Origin of the sequence: Marinifilum sp. JC120, assembly GCA_004923195.1 — a bacterium.
Taxonomy (GTDB): Bacteria; Desulfobacterota; Desulfovibrionia; order Desulfovibrionales; family Desulfovibrionaceae; genus Maridesulfovibrio.
The window spans coordinates 161,755-178,534 of the sequence record RDSB01000010.1; the positions used below are offsets into that span (position 1 = coordinate 161,755).

Genomic DNA, 16,780 nt, shown 5'->3' on the forward strand with positions numbered 1-16,780 from the left:
CGTTATAAAGCCGGATACCAAATTCCGGCTACGAGGAACGGGAACATATATCCCCTACTTCAGATATCGTCAAGAAATGTTTTCAATGTGACCGTGCAGCTAAGTGCTTTTAATCTCACTCTGAATAATCTATGCTGCTTCAAAACGAAAACAAGTCCGCATACCCCGATGCGGGCGTACTGTCAAAGTGAATTCATACATAATGATGACGTGGATTTCTTTCAACGTGTTTAAAAAGAGTTATCACGTGCGTATTTTTTTTTCACCGCTTTTTTCATATATTTTCAAGCGGCAACTTTTTTAACGGCCCAAACCTACAGGCTAGAACAATTTCAAGGAGAGACCAATGAAACCCGTGCAGACATTCTGGGACATTAAACTTGGTGAAATAAAAGAAGTTTTTGAAGATAACGGTTATGAAACCTACGTAGTTAAAAGCCAGAAGGCAGCGTCCTCTCTGGTTCTGGATAAGATCATCCCCAAACTCAAACCCAAATCCATCAGCTTCGGCGGTTCCATGACCGTGGTTGATTCCGGTCTTCATGACAAAATTATAAAACTTCAAAAAGTTAAAGTTATTGACACCTACGACGTCAATCCACCCATGGCTGAAAAAATTGAACGCCGCAGACAGGCTCTTTTGACTGATCTGTTCATCACCAGCGCAAACGCCTTCACTGAAGAAGGTGAACTTGTCAATCTGGACGGCACAGGCAACCGCGTTGCTGCCATGGCTTTCGGACCCCGCAACGTAGTTGTTCTCGTTGGTCGTAACAAGCTCTGTCCTGATCTCGACGCCGCTATCAGCCGCGTTAAAGAATACGCCGCCCCGGTTAATGCCATGCGTCTTAAACGCAAGACTCCCTGCGCAGTTACCGGCAAATGTCAGGACTGTAATTCCAAGGATCGTATCTGTAATGTGTGGGGAATTACCGAAAAATCCTCACCCGCAGGACGTATTCACATAGTCTTTATCAATGAAGATTTAGGCTTCTAAATTTTGATGCCTTCGGCGACCAGAGGGGGAAACCCTTTTTGTAAAAAGGGTTTCCCCCTCTGGACTCCCCCTTCCCCAAAACTTTTAATAGGCTTCGCCGCTAGCGCGTAGAATTATCCTGCCGATATTGGATTCATACCTTGAGTAAAAAAATTCACACAGATCATACCCGTGGCTATCGTGAGAGCATTGCCCTATCTGGAAACGAGATTTCATTTCAAGTCGTTGTTGAGCAGACGGATTTATTTATTGTCGCTGAAAAGGATTTGAGTGAGCAGGCACTTAATGCCGTTCATGAAATTCGTGGCATATTGAATGCCCATTTCGTTCTCAATCCCGATTTCGCCACAAGCCTTATTCCTGTTGCAGTGCCCGAGGATGTGCATCCAGTGATCAAGGCCATGGCGGATAGCGCACGAGCCTGCGGAGTAGGCCCCATGGCGGCGGTAGCCGGAGCGGTTGCCCAATTTGTAGCCGATCAATTACTGCCTTTTTCCCCCAATGTAATAGCTGAAAACGGCGGGGATATTTACATGCATTCGACCAATCCAAGAAAAATAGGACTGCTATCCGAACCTGATTCGGGAGCAAAGATCGGACTAACAGTAGAAGCCGATGATTTCCCCCTTTCCATCTGCTCATCTTCCGGCACTATTGGGCATTCACTCAGCCTTGGAAACGGTGATCTGGTCACCGTACGCGCTAAAGACGCCCGCCTTGCCGATACAGCAGCCACATCCCTCGCCAACCTACTTAAATCACCTGCCGATGTGCCACTGGTTATAGAAAAAGCCCGCGCTCTGGCAGAACACGGGCTTGATGGTGTTTTCGTACAATATGATTCAAAAATAGGAGCATGGGGCGATCTGGAATTGATAGCGCTGTAGACTACTGCGAGACAGCTCGTTCAATAGCCATGAACGGAGGGCCATTGTTGTCCTCGCGGCTTTTGTAGAGAGACATGCGATAACCGAATGAGATATAAAGCGGCCCGGAATCAAGATGATCGGGCTTTAGTTCAAAATCAAAAGGAATGCCCTTTCCTTCCTCCAGCTTCTCCGGGGAAAAGACTTGTAACCCCTGCGCCAAGACCTCGCCATCCATATCACTCAGGTACCCCTGAATCCAAAGTTCACCAATCCACCCAGCCCACATGGGCACGCTGTTCTTCTTAACGTAAGCTGTTCCGCGCAAACCGAAACTATCCTTACGCGGCACGATTTCGTAGTCGAATTTCATGAACTCCATTTGCATGGTGCGCAGGGTTTCCAGCTTCCACGACTGCCGCTGAAGATGCGAAACACCCAGATGAGCACAACCGGATACTGCAAATATCAACAAGAGCAATAAACATGCGCCATTAGCGGGCTTTAAAATTTTCATCAAATTCTCCAAACCAACCCCGTTTAAAGTTTCGATTCTACGGACTTCACCTTACCGTGCAGCCTGTCCACCGCGCCTTTGCGGCAGTCGGCTTTCATCAACATATATATGCGCTCGCAATCAGTTTCAAGAGCTTGATAACATTTTGTAACTACGGACATTACTTCATCCCATTCCCCTTCAATACAGGTTCCCATAGGGCCTAACTGACAGGGCAATCCGCACTCACGGATAATTTTAACAACTCTCGCCACGTAAGGACTGACGCTTTCGCCTTTGTCAGTAGGGAATATAGTCAATTCAACAAGAACACTCATTATCTGATTCTCCATACACGTTGACACTGCTTGTCAACTCATTATAAGTTCGGCCTCCCGAATACCGACACTTAAATTACCCCACATAAGTTTTACAAGGAGTAAACTCACATGGGTGAATATTATATGCCTGCGGAAAACGAAGGCAAATTTCAACAGCTGATTACTTGGATGAAGGACAAAAAACGTCCCCGTCCCTCTTTTCCGCGCGCCATCCAGATTCAAACCACAAGCTATTGCAATGCCATGTGTTTGTTCTGCGGCTGGAAACACACTCATAGTACACAGCCTCAAGGCCATATGGAAGATGATCTTTTCAAAAAAATCATCGATGAAACCAGCAAACATTTTATTGGCCGGATTAGCCCTTATTTAATGAATGAACCGCTCATGGACAAGAAAATGCCGGAGCGTATCGCCTACATTGAAAAAAACAAACGCCCTTTCACCCGCACCAAGATCAACACCAACGGTGCCCTGCTCACTGAAGAGATGAGTGAAAGGCTCATTGAATCCGGTTTGCGCCACCTCTGGGTTTCCGTGCAGGGATATTCTGCTGAGACTTACACCGAATCCATGGGCATCAAAAAATTCAACATCCTTGATAATATCGACAAATTTCTCGACATCAAAGAAAAGAAAGGTGCCAAGCGCCCCAAGGTTTCCATCACAACCCTTGATACCACCATTGTTCACGATGAGTTGGAATACGCCAAAAAACACTGGGCCAAACGTGATGTAACCTTTAAGATCCATCAGCTTGATAACCGTGCCGGAGACGACATCAGCGGATTGAGCACCACCAAGCCTAAGCTCAAACGCGACTGTGATCTCTTCCTCAAACAGGCCTACGTGCTTTACAACGGGGATGTAATTATATGTTGTCACGACTGGCGCAGGACCGTGGTTCTCGGCAACCTCTACAAGAATACCCTTGAGGAAATCTGGAACTCGGATCATTTCATTTCCCTGATCCGCCAATATCAGGCCGGGGATTTCAGTAACCTTAAAATCTGTAAGACCTGTACTGGCTAGATTTGAAAATATTTTGTAAATAAGATCAGGCCGAATCACTTATTCAGCCTGAACCAGTAAACATTTAACGGGGATTTTATGAAAAATAGAATAGTAATGTAATCCGTCTGCTGACGGGTTGTTTCCGCGGCAGGCGGAGGACTCCGGGGTTTATTGCGGTCCGGGCATGCACATGCCCTTTCCATATATTTAAAACAAAAGGAGTCATCCAATGACGCATATTAATTACTCAAAATCATCAAAGTATACCGACCTGGACACCATCTACGCCCAATGCAGCGGTCCCGGAGGATTGAAACTCAGTGACTTCATGGCCCAGAAGATGGACATCTGGAACGGCGCACGGCTACTGGATGTAGGGTGCAACCGAGGAATTCAGGCCTGTTTTCTTGCCAAGGAATACGGAGTCTCCGTGTTCGGCATTGATCCTTGGGACGACCGTATGGACGGGCGGCCCATGGTGGAACATGCCCGATCCAATGCTCATGAATGGGGTGTGGAAAATCTGGTTTTAACCCAAAAAATCGGGGTACCGGATACTCATCTCGCTTCTGAATCATTCGACTTTGCCAGCTCAACGACAGCGTTGGAGATGGTACGGGGAATCAGCGGCGAAGAAGGCTATATTGAGTGCCTTCAGGAAATTCACCGAATACTCAGGCCGGACGGCATTTTCGCACTGGGAGAACCAATGCACCTTGATGTGCCGTTACCCGAAGACTTGGAACCTTATGTTTCACAACCGGAATTCCCATGGAAGGAATGCTTCAGGACTGTCGACAGTACTGTTGCTGACGTTAAACAGGCCGGATTTGAAATCATCGAGTACGGCTATGCACCTGATGCATGGGACTGGTGGATGGAATTCGCCAAGCATGATCCATTCTGTAAAAAGGACCCGGACGATGATCCGAAAACCCTTGCTGTAGACAATGGACGCTGGACCAGCTTCGGCTATATAATCGCCAAGAAATAAAAAGAAAGGGGTGGATGCTTAAGCGTCCACCCCATTTGCTTTTAGGCCATTCTTCGTTGCAATAAAATAAAATCTGCCACTGTAAGCATAGCCATGGACTTGAGCACCGGCACAATGCGCGGGATGGCGCAGATATCGTGCCTGCCGCCGATTATGATCTCTTCCGGCTTACCGTCACGGTTAACCGTCTGCTGCGGCTTGCTGATGGACGGAATAGGCTTCACATATACGCGGACCACAATATCCTGCCCGCTGGAAATTCCGCCTAGAATACCGCCAGCATTATTGCTGCAAAAGCCGTCTGCATCCATGAAATCATTATTCTCACTGCCAAGAGCATCGGCAGCTTTGCATCCGGAACCGATTTCAACGCCCTTTACCGCGCCTACAGACATGAGCGCGTAAGCAAGGCGGGCATCGATCTTATCAAAAACAGGTTCACCAAGTCCGGCAGGCACGCCCTTGAGACGCACCTCAACAACTCCGCCAAGAGTATCGCCCTCTGAACGAACTTCCTTGATCCGCTCTTCCCAGCTGGAAACAATATCAGTGTCGGCAGCGAAAAAAGGCATTTCGTAAGCTTTTTCCGGGTTTTTAACTTTCCCATCAATTCCACCGATACGCACGGTGTAAGCCTGACAGGTTATGCCCTGCTGACGCAAAAGCTCCTGTGCTACAGCACCACCGGCAACGCGGGAAACTGTCTCGCGACCGGAGGAACGCCCGCCTCCGCGATAATCGCGAAAGCCGTACTTGGCATCAAAGGTCCGGTCGGCATGTCCGGGCCGATACACATTCATTATTTTAGAATAATCATGGGAACGCTGGTCAGTGTTCTCAATGTGAAAGCCAATGGAAGTTCCAGTGGTACGCCCTTCAAAGACCCCGGAAAGAATCTTGACCTGGTCAGCCTCTTTACGGGCAGTGGAGGCAATGCCTTGACCGGGTTTGCGGCGGTCCAGTTCCAGTTGGATAATTTCTTCACTGAGTTCAATCCCCGCCGGACAACCGTCAATAACCCCACCCAGTCCGGGACCGTGAGATTCACCGTAGGTGGTAACCTTAAAAATCTGACCGAATGTATTGCCGCTCATATTATTTCTCCTCTTCGCTGATGGAATTGTAGCTTTCTAAAATCTGATAGTTGACGTCATTGATGGTTCCCGCACCGTCCGCAACAAGGCTGGCGCAACCGGAATACAATTCTTCCCGTGCTTCAAGCACTTCCCGGATTTCATCAACAATGGACTTTCCGGTAAGCGACGGACGCTGATCGTGTTTTGGATCAGCCTGCAAACGGTTGGCGAGAGTCTGCACGTCCGTCTTAATATATACTGTAAAATTCCTACTGAGCACGGCCCTGTTCTCCTCACGGACCACGATTCCGCCTCCACATGAGATAACCGCACCATTCTTTTGCGCCAGTCCGCGTAGAACTTCTGCTTCCAGATCACGGAAGCCTTCCCAACCATTTTTCTCCACATATTCAGCTACTTCACAGCCCGCTTTTCGCACGAGGACTTCGTCACTGTCGTAAAATTCAAGATGCAGCTTATCGGCAAGTTGTTTTCCAACAGTGGTTTTACCACAGGCTCTAGGACCGATCAGATAAATATTGGATACCATAGTTCTCCCGGTTGATAATCAGCTGTAAAATATGTTTTAATTGTCAGGTACATTTAGTACAAACAGCAATGTACATTGAATAATAAAAATTACCGACTGCAAAGTATGCGTTTGCGAATAGAATTTTCTACCGGACACGATCCGGCCAATACCGGAAAATTTTCATGAATAGTAAGGTCACAGGCAGGACTGTGAGGAAGCGAACTGAAAAAGCAGTCAGCGGATGCAGATAATTAACCGGAAAAATAGCGGGCTTGTCAAGCCTTGGAGATAATGATGCCCAGAAGTGCACCCAAAAGGCTGATTTTAATTCTGTCAATTCTACTACTCACCTTTTCGGCAGTCTCCGACGCTCAGGCGGAAACCGCAACTGAAACACTGATCAATATGGTCGGAACCCTTGATGCCGATATTGAACGACAGGATCTGGCAGTAAAAGACCTAAACAAACATATTCCTAGCATGATCGAGAAGTATGACGCCCGACTGCATAAAGCACAGGTACGACTTGATCAATTGAAAATGCTCCGCGGAATGGCGAAACAGACTCCATGGTCCTACCGCACGGTCATCATGCAGCTGGATGATGTAAGGTCTTATGTCCAACTGGCAAAATCCGACCTGCTAATTGAAAAAAACAGGCTAAAAAAAATCAAGCAGGGCTTCGATGTCATAAATGAAATTCATTTCAAGACTAAAATTACCGATCAGCAACTTAAGCATAAATTAATAGAAACCAAAGGCAAGTATTTACGTGTCCGCAAAGAAGCAGCAACTCTGAAGCGAACCATTGATGCGGCACTCCTAAAATCAGATAAACTTGTGGAATCTCTGGCTGAAGACCATAAGGTCACCCACAAATTTTATGCCCAGACCCTGAAAAGTTTTTATTTTGAGCCCAATCTGATCTTGTTTTTTCCGCAGGCTTGGAAAGATATCAGCTACTCCTTTGAAGAATGGCGGGAAAGCTACACTAAATTTTACCATCCCCTTATTGTCTGGGTTGAATGGAATGATTTCCTGCTGATCATGAGTGCCGTAACTATCCTTTTGTGGCTGATCCTGCGCGCGTTAGTCAAAAAGATGCTGCGCAGGCCCATGTTCAGTAACCATCAGCTTTCATTTTATAATAGAGGATTATTCCTAATTTCTCTGGGGACGGCAATTCTGTTCGCCCGTGTTTTCACCCTATTCACCGCCAATCAGATTACCGGGCTGCTCTGGACCGAGGCTATTACCCTTGGTGCAATCATCTGCACCCGAAATTTCCTCTGGGTGCGGGAAAAAGTTCAGCCTGCTCCGCTTATCTATACTCCCATGTTCATTCTCTGGAGCCTGATGACTGCCGGAGATATCATGCACATGCTGACCCTGCCAGCGGAGTGTCTGTCAATTGTCTGGTTCGCACTCAGCATCGCGGGTCTGGCGGCCCTGCACTTCAACCGCAACAGATACACCCTGCAAATAACCCGCTCCACATCCAAAGCGAACAAAGTAATCCTTGCCAGTTCAGCATTTTTCACCCTGCTGGGCTTTGGCACACAGGCCATGATGCTGACCCAGATATGGTTCCTATTTCTGGTAACCATGAAAATCTGCGCGGCCCTGAAAACAATTATGATCACCGACCTGCCCCAACCGGAATACCAACTGCCCGATGATCAAGATCTTGATGAGGACGAGCAGAAGAAATTTGAACAGGGACTGCGCGAAGCACAGCACCATAACCAGATGGTCCAACTTTTTTATCCGCTTTCAGTGTCGGTCATAATCTTCATGTTTATCGGCTGGGCAACGGCATATATGGGCGGTATTCCCTTTGCCCGCTTTGTGTTCCGGCACATGGACATGAATATTGCCGGGGCGGATATCTCGGTAAAGAATCTTTTTTACATCCTGATTCTTTTCTTTGCCGCACGACTGGCCCTTTTCTGGCTGAAATCCTTTGTCAGCAATACTTCAATTAACGGGCAACGCATTGAATCAGCATTAGCCCATACCCTTTCCACCATCGGGTCGTACATTGTCTGGGTGGTTTTCCTGCTTGCTTCATTCTTCCTGCTGGGCATACCCATGTCCGCACTGACTTGGATTGCCAGCGGCCTTTCCATCGGTATCGGTTTCGGTATGAAAGATATTGTCAGCAATTTTGTCAGCGGACTTATCATCCTTTTCGGCGGATCAATTAAAAAAGGGGACACCCTGCAACATAAAAAGATAATCGGCACAGTGGCCGATGTTTCCATCCGAAACACGACCATTAAGGCCCTAGACAACAGCATGGTCATCATCCCCAACTCCAGTTTCCTGAAAGGGGAAATCATCAATCTCAACTATCAGGATACCCGCATCAGGGTGACCATCCCCATCACCCTTGTTCCCGGTTCAAAGGTCAAAAAGGCCAAAAAAATAATGCTGAAAGTAATCAAAAAACATCCCAATGTGCTCAAAGAGCCTGCCCCTAATCTTTTATTCAAACGTTTTGGATTATTAGGATTGGATTTTGAAATGAACTTCTGGGTCAGCCACTTTGAGAATAAATTCCCCACGGAATCGGATATCATGGATGAGCTGGACCAAAAATTCCAAGGTAAGAAAATCAAGGTCGCCTTCCGCGGAGTCAAGACCAAGTACAAACCCAAAGGTGATGAAGCCGCCCAGATTGCGGCTCAGCGAGAAAACCTCAAAGAAAAACGTAAGCTTGTCAGCAAGACCTTCAGATCAGCGGCCCTGCGCAAGCATCGCTTTTTGAATAAGATTGAAATGGATAGACCGGAATAGAAAAAGGGGGATTGCCTAGGCAATCCCCCTTTTATCATTTTACTTTGGTTCAACCGGATAACCGAACCTGTACCACTGATGCCAGCCGCCCAGAAGCGCGCTCACATTCGTAAAACCCATCTTCTTTAACTTCCGCCCCACACGGGAGCTTGTATATTCGCTGGGTCACGCACAGTAGACGATAATCTCAGCATCCTTGGGCAGACCTGCGGCCCATTCCTTTTCCTTACCGGCCTTACCACGGATTGCGCCCTTGATCTTGGACTCACTGCCGCGCCAGTCTGAACCGCTGCGGGAGTCGATGATTACCAGCCCTTCCGAGCCAAGCTTGCGCTCCAGATATTCCCCGGAAACACGGGTGACATCTTCAGCTTCAGCCGAATGTGGAAAGACTATAAAACTTACCAATACGGCAAGTACCGAAGCAAGTAGAAGCAATATTAAACGGTTACCCATTGTTACCTCCAATGATTTGTATGTTTTTACATAAAGTGAACTTTGGAGTTCACTTTTATAATATCAAATCATAATCCTAGGACAAGTAAAAACGGGTAAAAGCCAGCCTATTTATAACTGACAATATTCAGTTCTTCGTCTTCTGAATCATCCTGAACCGGATTGCTCTGAACTTCTTCACTTTCTTCAGATTCGGGATCTATTTCATCCTCGGACTCAACTTCTTCCAACGGGGGATAATCGCAGTATTCCTTCATGGTAAAACCAAGAACTATCCCGGCCACAGCAAGACAGCCGACGGCATAAAGAAAATAGTTGAGAAATTCGATATCCAGGCAACATACGGCAGCAGCGACAAGGTGCAGTCCCAGTGTTAGAAATCTGGGTAGATAAAAACGCCCGGCGCGACGCATGGCAATGATACCCAGCAAATCGATCAGCGCGTAAGAACCGAACCAAAAACAAAGACCTGCGGCAATAAGGGATTCCAGCTCATCCTTTCCAGCCCAGCCGTTGACCAACATGATAGCGATGATCGCACCAATAAAAACAGCCGCGCCCCCGGTTGCATAGCGGGAGTAATCTTCAGCAAGAACTCCACGCACCTTATGCCCGAACAGACGAAACAAGGCACATATAGCTGCGAAGGTAGCGAAAACAATTGTTCCGCCCATGAGCAGACGTCCGTTACCTTCAAGAATCTGTCCTGCTACCGCAAGATGAGGGACTGTGGAATTTAGCAATTCCTCGGGAGTCTTAACCAGCAATGCGGCCCAAACGAAAAGCCCGAATGCAACAAAGATCATAAAAACAGCAGGAACAGCTCTTGACCATTTGTTTTCAAACACCAGCGGCAGATCAAAGCCCACAAAAGCGAATACGCCCAAAAAGATCAAATGCAGCCAGCCCACAGGCCCGACTTCGGTAATTACAGCGGGCAGCAACGGAGAAAATAATTCCGGCAGTTCGGTGGGATACCCCATCCCCCCGGACACGGGCTGGTTAACCATCACCGCCACATAAATGAAGAAAACAAAAGCCAGAGTTAATGTTCCTCCGAAAAGGTCCCCCGCATATTTCTTTGATAGAAAGCAGGACCAAACAGCAAGACCGAGAATAATAAATGAGGCTGCAAGATTAGGAAATGAGGAGATAAAAATTTCATTAACGGCATATCCGGCAATACCCAGCCACGAAACAGCCAGTACGGTTAGGGTAAAAAAACGGGCCGCATCTAAAAATCCAAATGCAACACGATCAACAGGGGTGGCCCGCAATTCTCCGGACGAGAGTTTATCCATACTGCGCGCAGTACAGATAGATGAAAGTGCAGCCAGAACCAGAATCCCCAGAAAAACAGCCCCACCCAGCCCGGCACCGTGTCCGGCGGCCTCCAGTCCTCTTGGAGACATCATTACGGCAAGAGATGTGAATATACCGCTCATTTTATACCCTCCGGTGTATGTAGAAAAGCAAGTTGTCTATTATAGCAATAAATGACCGTTGTTTCAAAAAACAAACTTCCTGTCCGCATAATAGCAGACAGGAAGCAGTAAAAACATAGAACAAGACCTAATATGGCCCGATTGATTCAAAATGTCTAGAAAGCGCCCAGACATTCATCCATGGAATCGTAGATGGGCAGAAAGGAAACAAAACCGGAAAGATCAAAAACTTCCCTGATATAATCCTTGAGGGAACAAAGCATGAGCTTGCCGTCCCCGCCCTTGAGCTCTCTGGCTGCTTTGAGTAGGACCCGGAGGCCAGCACTGGAAATATATTCAAGATTTTCAAAATCCAGAATAATCTTGCTTTCACCGTCCTGAATCATATTCAGCAACCTTTCTTCAAAGTCATTGGATGTATTAGAATCAAGACGCCCTTTAAGCTTAAAGGTAATAACCCCATCGTTTTTAATCTCACCAACTTCAAGACCCATCTTTTCCTCCGTTTTCCCATTTAGCCGTCTGGTGCTCGACATTACCGCATATCACTTTAAATATAAAAATCCGCCCAGCGGACTGTTTATCTCATCGTAAAATAAAACTATTGAACGTTTTTGGTCAACGTCAATTTATTCCTGCCATCGTCCCAAGTATATTCAATACGATCCATCATTTTACGCATGAAATGGATTCCCAGCCCACCGACCTTACGTTCTTCGCAATTGCACTGCACGTCCGGCTCAGGAGCGTCAAGGGGATTGAATTCCTTACCATTATCTTCAATCCAGATGGTAAGGATTCCAGCCTGAAGTTCCATGACAAGGTCAAACCTATGCATGTCGGACTGGCATCCATAACTGACAAGATTGGTAAAAAGCTCATCAAGAACAAGATTGAGCTCAAACACTGCCTTGTCGGAAATACCGTTTTCACTGCCGAAAGTTTCAATTTTTTCAGCAAGAACCTTGAGTTCAGAAATATCTGAACTCAATGAAAAGGAAGATGTGACACCGCCTTCTGCCTGCGTCTCCAAATTATTTACCAAAACCTTATCCTCAATTTTCTCGGGTGGGACTGATAATTCGATTACTGCATATAAGTTAGAAAACCCTTGTCGCTGCGTCAACAAAAAGGTAATAAATTTTTGTTAGATATATTGCTAAACAGGAGTAGTTAATGATCACCAAGCGTCCGCTAACCTACTGGGTGAAAAACAGTAATATGAAATTGCAGCTCATATTACTTGTTGTCATCTTTTTCACAGTAGCAGTCAGACTGGTTCCTCTGGAAATGCAGAAGAGAATTATCAACCAGGCCATCAGTATGCGCAAGGTTGACCTTCTCTTCATGTACTGCGGCTTCTACATCGCGTCTGTTGTATCCGCCAGCCTTCTCAAATACCTGATTACAGTTCTGCAAACTTATATCGGGCAGGAAGCACTGGCGAAAATGCGTAAGGAATTGTATGCGCACATCCTGACCCTACCGCTGGGTTATTTCAGAAAAGCCAACCCGGGCATGGTCGTCTCTTCGCTGGTGACCGAGCTGGCCCCGGCCGGGGAATATGTAGGCCAGTCTGTGGCAGTGCCTGTCACCAATTTGCTGACCCTTATTGCCTTTGCCGGATATATGTTTGTTCTTAACCCGATTATGGCCGGAATTTCTATCGCACTATACCCCTTAGTGATTTATCTAGTTCCCAAACTTCAAAAAAAATCAAACAAAGCTAACAAACAAAGGGTTGATACCACCCGAAACCTTAGCAGCCATATCAACGAAACCATTTCCGGTATCCACGAAATTCACGGTAACGGTTCGTACCGCATTGAAAACCGTAGATACGGGGCTTTTGTAGACCGTCTTTTCAAGATCAGAATTACCTGGATTCTTTACAAGCAGGGCATCAAAGTCCTGAACAACTTTTTCCAGAATCTGGGACCCTTCCTGCTCTTTATTGTCGGTGGTTACCTTGCTATTCAAGGCCGTTTCGACCTTGGTGCTCTGGTTGCATTCCTTTCCGCTTATGAAAAAATTTATGATCCGTGGAAGGAACTCATGGACTTCTATCAGGTCCACAACGATGCCGGTGTCCGCTACAGCAGAGTTATGGAATACTTTGATACCAAGCCTGAGTTTAAGCTTGAGCCTGAAGGACGTGTGCCTGTAAAACTCAAAGGTAATATTGAAGTCCAAAACCTCGGTTTTACTGTTTCCGGAAACATCAAGTTGCTTAAACAGATCAATATGCAGCTCAAACCCGGAGAGCAAATGGCTCTTGTGGGATTTTCCGGCAGTGGTAAAAGTACGCTGGCTCAATGCGTATCCCAACTATATAAATATACGGGAGGATCGGTAAAGATCGACGGCTATGAAGTCGGAGACCTGACCAAAGCCGATATGGTCCACAACATGGGTATTGTGGCTCAGGCTCCATTTATTTTCTCCGGCACCATCAAAGCCAACCTGCTATACTCCTGCGCAGCGGTTCTTGAAGGTGACCCTGAAGCCGAGAAAAAAATGCCCAGCCGCGATAATATGATTGAAGCGGTGCAGCAGGCCGGTATCTTTGTTGACGTACTCAGGTTCGGACTAAATACTTTGCTCGACCCTGAAAAGGAAACGGAACTTTCCGAACGTCTGGTCAGGGTGCGTAAGAATTTCCACTCCGACTTCGGTGACAGACTCGCCGAACATGTGGAATTCTACAAAGATGGTAAATATCTGGACTTCACTTGTGTGGCCGGAAACATCCTTTTCGGACATGCAAATGATAAAAGTTTCTCCGGCAGAGAACTCGGCAGCAACGATTACTTCCAAAGTTTCCTCAAGGAAGCACAGCTGGAAACACCACTTTTAAGCCTAGGACGAGAGCTTGCAAAGCAGACAGTTGATATTCTGGGTAACTTACCCCCGGATGAAGTCTTCTTTGAACAAAGTCCTATTCCTTCAGAGGAATTTGATGAATACAAGCAACTCACAGCCCGTATTGAAGACACTCCTCTTCTGGAACTTAAAGGCAAAGACCGTGAGATGCTCTTACAACTCGCCTTGGGATTTATTCCCGGCGTTCATAAAATTGTTGCCCTCCCCGCTGTATTGAAAGGCTTAATCCTTGACGGGCGGATGATGTTCAATTCCAGAATTTCTGAAGACAGACCAGAAGCTTTCAGCTTCTACCAGATGACCGATTTCATCCCCTCTCAGACAATTCTGGACAACATTCTTTTCGGTAAACCGAAGACCGATCATCCCAAGGTTCAGGATGCCATCAACCAGTCCATGATTCAGTTACTCATTGAGGAAGATCTCCTTGAAACTGTAGTTGAACTGGGTATGGACTTCCAGGTAGGCACCAAGGGTGACAAGCTTTCCGGCGGACAGCGTCAGAAACTTGCAATCGCCCGAACCTTCCTCAAAAATCCGCCCATCATGATTATGGATGAAGCAACTTCCGCACTGGACAACAGATCCCAGAACAGAATTCAGGGACTGCTTGAAACCAAATGGAAAGGCAAAGCAACGCTTATCTCGGTAATCCACAGACTGGATACCATTAAAAACTACGATAAAGTGGCAGTCATGAAGGCTGGTAAGTTAATGGAAGTCGGTCCCTATGATGAGCTAATGGCCAAAAAGGGACTTCTTTACGAACTCGTACACGGAGCACATTAGTCATGGCAGCAGAAACAAGCGAATATCAGGAACATCTGGAAGTTATGAGGGAAATCCCTTATTTCTCAGGGCTTGACCTTGAAGCGCAGAAATTGATTGCTTACCTCTGCGTTCGTGAAAAATTCTCCGCCGGTGACGAAGTCTTTGCCTGCGGAGACCTTGATCAGTCCGCATACTATATCATGAGCGGGTCCATGGAAGCATATCTTGATGACGGGCCCACAAAAATCCAAACCTTCAAGGATGGAGATTTTGTCGGTGCGCTTTCACTCATCGGGGATTCCAAACGCCTATTCACACTCAAGGCTACTTCCGATTGCGTATGCATTCGCCTGACCAGTGAAAAATTCAAGAAAGCTCAGGAACAGTACCCAGTAATCAGCAATAAATTCTTGAAGGCCACAGTTGACATGATAAGCAATTGGGAAGAAAGATTCATTGCAAATTATAACTCGGGATGTTCCGGTTGTACTGCCGGAATAGGGCTTACCCTCATTTAGATATGGCCACTGGCCAGACAGGAATGATTATATGAAAAAAACTATATCTTTAATGTTGTTACTTTGCCTGCTGGGAGCATCCAGTGCTCTGGCAGCGCAGAATGCGCCGGAATCCGTAGCTGGCATTACCATTGGAAACAATGTCTCAACTGTACGTTCCTTCCTTGAGATGAACTCCGAGACATCTCCCTGGCAGGAAGAATACATCAGACGTATTGGTTTGAAAGATATGGAGGGCTACAAAGGCGGATATGTTGTTGTGGGTAATTGCAAACGTAAAGACATTATTCTGCGCATGAAGCTCAAATACCAAGACGGCAGCATGGCTTTCTTTAACGAGCTTTACGGCAAAATAGAGAAACGTTTCGGCAAACCTAATGACTGGCGCGGCAACCCTTTTGGCACTCTCAAGGTCTGGAAATGGTCACTTGGTGATGCGGACGGCAATGTTAGCCTTATTCTGCAACACTTCAGCGGTGAAGATGACTCCATTACCAGAGGCAACTCTATCAGGCTTTCCCGTCCATCATGGATTGAGCAAGAAATGGAGTGCTGGGACATTAAGCACCCACCAGTAAAGGACAAGCCTATTCCCGCCAAAATGGAAGGCATGAAGTGGTTCCTGCCTTACTAGGTTGAGCTTAGATACTTGCAAAATGAAAGCCTCTCCGCGTTGCGGGGAGGCTTTTTTGATTTCAATGAGATTAGAAATTTATTATTGATTCGAATCGAGCCAATCCAAAACAGCATCACCAAAGCGCGCAAAATCATCTAGATGCTTTACACTCACCGCGTGAACTATCTCCCAATCCAAATTCATATATTCATGCACTGCAACATTACGCAGCCCAACACTTCGCGCCAACCTATCAGCCAAACCTTTATCCAATATCCCTTCTTGAGCAAGATAAATAAAGCTTTCGGCCATTGATGAAGGAGACTAGCTTAGTTTCAATAACTTTTCGATCCACGGAACCCTCTCTTCAAGTTAGAAAGCACCAGACGATTCCGTAAAGGCTCATAGTCAGCCTGCTCTACAAGCATACGATTTGCGGTTTGCGCCAGAAGGATAGAACTTTGTCCAAACAAGGCTTCGCCAGTTGTCAATATTTGTTGAAGAAGCAGACCATGACAAGTCACTAAATCAATAAAATCAACTTCACGGCCTAGCTCTATGCTTAAAAGAGTGCGGAGCTTCATCTTTCTCTGAATGGAAAGAGGAGCTGTCCCCAGCACTGCTATATCAATATCGCTGTCAGACCGGATGGAACCGGATACTGTTGAGCCGAACACAATTCCAACCTTCAGGTCTTCTTGTTTGCTCAACAAACTGGTAATTTTAGCCTTTAGTTTCTTATCCATACTCATAATAATCCTAACATATCAGCCAGCACTCTGATTTTCCAGAATTAAATATCCCAGAATTTCTTCCACGGTATAACACACAAGAAATACCATGTCAGCACTCCCCTGTTTAATCTGGTAGTATACCAGTAAAAGTGAAACTAGCAGGAGGCTGACATGGCTAAAATGACAATATCATCAGTTGGCAGGTTTGTGGAAGCATTTCTCGGGCAACGTTTTTTCGTAGG

General features: G+C 46.4%; 18 protein-coding genes. 8 read left to right on the forward strand and 10 right to left on the reverse strand.

Going from position 1 to position 16,780, the window contains the following annotated elements; genetic code table 11:
- Window positions 1-346 precede the first annotated feature (346 nt).
- Window positions 347-997: a lactate utilization protein gene (locus tag D0S45_11745; protein TIH15334.1), complete on the forward strand. Its 651-nt coding sequence runs from the start codon at window positions 347-349 to the stop codon at window positions 995-997.
- A gap of 140 nt (window positions 998-1,137) precedes the next feature.
- On the forward strand, window positions 1,138-1,884 hold the full coding sequence (locus D0S45_11750) for a UPF0280 family protein (protein TIH15335.1): 747 nt from the start codon (window positions 1,138-1,140) through the stop codon (window positions 1,882-1,884).
- A 1-nt stretch (window position 1,885) separates the two neighbouring features.
- Here D0S45_11750 and D0S45_11755 read toward each other — a convergent pair whose 3' ends face one another.
- Together D0S45_11755 and D0S45_11760 are read right to left on the reverse strand one after the other, a co-directional pair.
- Window positions 1,886-2,380: a hypothetical protein gene (locus D0S45_11755; GenBank protein TIH15336.1), complete on the reverse strand. Its 495-nt coding sequence runs from the start codon at window positions 2,378-2,380 to the stop codon at window positions 1,886-1,888.
- Window positions 2,381-2,403: 23 nt separating this feature from the next.
- Window positions 2,404-2,697: an MTH1187 family thiamine-binding protein gene (locus D0S45_11760; GenBank protein TIH15337.1), complete on the reverse strand. Its 294-nt coding sequence runs from the start codon at window positions 2,695-2,697 to the stop codon at window positions 2,404-2,406.
- 111 nt (window positions 2,698-2,808) lie between these two features.
- Between D0S45_11760 and D0S45_11765 the strand changes: the two genes are divergently transcribed.
- Entirely contained in the window at window positions 2,809-3,732 is a 924-nt protein-coding gene (locus D0S45_11765) for a radical SAM protein (GenBank protein TIH15338.1), read from the forward strand.
- Window positions 3,733-3,943: 211 nt separating this feature from the next.
- On the forward strand, window positions 3,944-4,708 hold the full coding sequence (locus D0S45_11770) for a class I SAM-dependent methyltransferase (GenBank protein TIH15339.1): 765 nt from the start codon (window positions 3,944-3,946) through the stop codon (window positions 4,706-4,708).
- 41 nt (window positions 4,709-4,749) lie between these two features.
- On the opposite strand, the gene D0S45_11775 is transcribed toward D0S45_11770, so the two are convergent.
- Together D0S45_11775 and aroL are read right to left on the reverse strand one after the other, a co-directional pair.
- Window positions 4,750-5,802, reverse strand: coding sequence for a chorismate synthase (locus tag D0S45_11775; protein ID TIH15340.1), 1,053 nt, complete (start codon window positions 5,800-5,802; stop codon window positions 4,750-4,752).
- A gap of 1 nt (window position 5,803) precedes the next feature.
- Complete coding sequence (aroL, locus tag D0S45_11780; protein ID TIH15341.1) at window positions 5,804-6,334, reverse strand: shikimate kinase AroL; 531 nt, start codon at window positions 6,332-6,334, stop codon at window positions 5,804-5,806.
- A 276-nt stretch (window positions 6,335-6,610) separates the two neighbouring features.
- On the opposite strand from aroL, the gene D0S45_11785 reads away from it, so the two are divergent.
- The gene (locus tag D0S45_11785; GenBank protein TIH15342.1) at window positions 6,611-9,115 is read left to right on the forward strand and encodes a mechanosensitive ion channel protein MscS; all 2,505 of its coding nucleotides are present in this window, start codon (window positions 6,611-6,613) and stop codon (window positions 9,113-9,115) included.
- A 165-nt stretch (window positions 9,116-9,280) separates the two neighbouring features.
- Here the strand turns inward: D0S45_11785 and D0S45_11790 are convergent, their stop codons facing one another.
- The 4 genes from D0S45_11790 to D0S45_11805 all read right to left on the reverse strand — a co-directional run bounded on the left by D0S45_11790 (window position 9,281) and on the right by D0S45_11805 (window position 12,061).
- Window positions 9,281-9,571, reverse strand: coding sequence for a hypothetical protein (locus tag D0S45_11790; GenBank protein TIH15343.1), 291 nt, complete (start codon window positions 9,569-9,571; stop codon window positions 9,281-9,283).
- A 107-nt stretch (window positions 9,572-9,678) separates the two neighbouring features.
- Window positions 9,679-11,016, reverse strand: a complete 1,338-nt coding sequence (locus D0S45_11795; GenBank protein ID TIH15344.1) for an APC family permease — start codon at window positions 11,014-11,016, stop codon at window positions 9,679-9,681.
- A gap of 155 nt (window positions 11,017-11,171) precedes the next feature.
- A complete protein-coding gene (locus D0S45_11800) occupies window positions 11,172-11,510 on the reverse strand; it encodes an anti-sigma factor antagonist (GenBank protein TIH15345.1) in 339 nt (112 codons plus the stop codon).
- 107 nt (window positions 11,511-11,617) lie between these two features.
- Window positions 11,618-12,061: an ATP-binding protein gene (locus D0S45_11805; GenBank protein TIH15346.1), complete on the reverse strand. Its 444-nt coding sequence runs from the start codon at window positions 12,059-12,061 to the stop codon at window positions 11,618-11,620.
- Window positions 12,062-12,192: 131 nt separating this feature from the next.
- On the opposite strand from D0S45_11805, the gene D0S45_11810 reads away from it, so the two are divergent.
- The 3 genes from D0S45_11810 to D0S45_11820 are packed head-to-tail and all read left to right on the forward strand — an operon-like array spanning window position 12,193 to window position 15,822.
- On the forward strand, window positions 12,193-14,688 hold the full coding sequence (locus tag D0S45_11810; protein TIH15347.1) for an ATP-binding cassette domain-containing protein: 2,496 nt from the start codon (window positions 12,193-12,195) through the stop codon (window positions 14,686-14,688).
- A gap of 2 nt (window positions 14,689-14,690) precedes the next feature.
- Window positions 14,691-15,188, forward strand: coding sequence for a cyclic nucleotide-binding domain-containing protein (locus D0S45_11815; GenBank protein TIH15348.1), 498 nt, complete (start codon window positions 14,691-14,693; stop codon window positions 15,186-15,188).
- A 31-nt stretch (window positions 15,189-15,219) separates the two neighbouring features.
- On the forward strand, window positions 15,220-15,822 hold the full coding sequence (locus D0S45_11820; GenBank protein TIH15349.1) for a hypothetical protein: 603 nt from the start codon (window positions 15,220-15,222) through the stop codon (window positions 15,820-15,822).
- Between the two features lie 81 nt (window positions 15,823-15,903).
- Here D0S45_11820 and D0S45_11825 read toward each other — a convergent pair whose 3' ends face one another.
- Entirely contained in the window at window positions 15,904-16,116 is a 213-nt protein-coding gene (locus D0S45_11825; GenBank protein TIH15350.1) for a DUF86 domain-containing protein, read from the reverse strand.
- Between the two features lie 23 nt (window positions 16,117-16,139).
- Window positions 16,140-16,556 carry a nucleotidyltransferase domain-containing protein gene (locus tag D0S45_11830; protein ID TIH15351.1) on the reverse strand — a complete coding sequence of 139 codons (417 nt, stop codon included), beginning with the start codon at window positions 16,554-16,556 and terminating at the stop codon, window positions 16,140-16,142.
- Window positions 16,557-16,780 lie beyond the last annotated feature (224 nt).

Coding starts and splice junctions, on each gene's coding strand:
- D0S45_11770 (TIH15339.1), top strand. CDS start 3,944: ATGACGCATATTAATTACTCAAAATCATCAAAGTATACCGACCTGGAC.
- D0S45_11810 (TIH15347.1), top strand. CDS start 12,193: ATGATCACCAAGCGTCCGCTAACCTACTGGGTGAAAAACAGTAATATG.
- D0S45_11790 (TIH15343.1), bottom strand. CDS start 9,571: ATGGGTAACCGTTTAATATTGCTTCTACTTGCTTCGGTACTTGCCGTA.
- D0S45_11785 (TIH15342.1), top strand. CDS start 6,611: ATGCCCAGAAGTGCACCCAAAAGGCTGATTTTAATTCTGTCAATTCTA.
- D0S45_11830 (TIH15351.1), bottom strand. CDS start 16,556: ATGAGTATGGATAAGAAACTAAAGGCTAAAATTACCAGTTTGTTGAGC.
- D0S45_11795 (TIH15344.1), bottom strand. CDS start 11,016: ATGAGCGGTATATTCACATCTCTTGCCGTAATGATGTCTCCAAGAGGA.
- D0S45_11745 (TIH15334.1), top strand. CDS start 347: ATGAAACCCGTGCAGACATTCTGGGACATTAAACTTGGTGAAATAAAA.
- D0S45_11775 (TIH15340.1), bottom strand. CDS start 5,802: ATGAGCGGCAATACATTCGGTCAGATTTTTAAGGTTACCACCTACGGT.
- D0S45_11765 (TIH15338.1), top strand. CDS start 2,809: ATGGGTGAATATTATATGCCTGCGGAAAACGAAGGCAAATTTCAACAG.
- D0S45_11825 (TIH15350.1), bottom strand. CDS start 16,116: ATGGCCGAAAGCTTTATTTATCTTGCTCAAGAAGGGATATTGGATAAA.
- aroL (TIH15341.1), bottom strand. CDS start 6,334: ATGGTATCCAATATTTATCTGATCGGTCCTAGAGCCTGTGGTAAAACC.
- D0S45_11815 (TIH15348.1), top strand. CDS start 14,691: ATGGCAGCAGAAACAAGCGAATATCAGGAACATCTGGAAGTTATGAGG.
- D0S45_11755 (TIH15336.1), bottom strand. CDS start 2,380: ATGAAAATTTTAAAGCCCGCTAATGGCGCATGTTTATTGCTCTTGTTG.
- D0S45_11760 (TIH15337.1), bottom strand. CDS start 2,697: ATGAGTGTTCTTGTTGAATTGACTATATTCCCTACTGACAAAGGCGAA.
- D0S45_11820 (TIH15349.1), top strand. CDS start 15,220: ATGAAAAAAACTATATCTTTAATGTTGTTACTTTGCCTGCTGGGAGCA.
- D0S45_11800 (TIH15345.1), bottom strand. CDS start 11,510: ATGGGTCTTGAAGTTGGTGAGATTAAAAACGATGGGGTTATTACCTTT.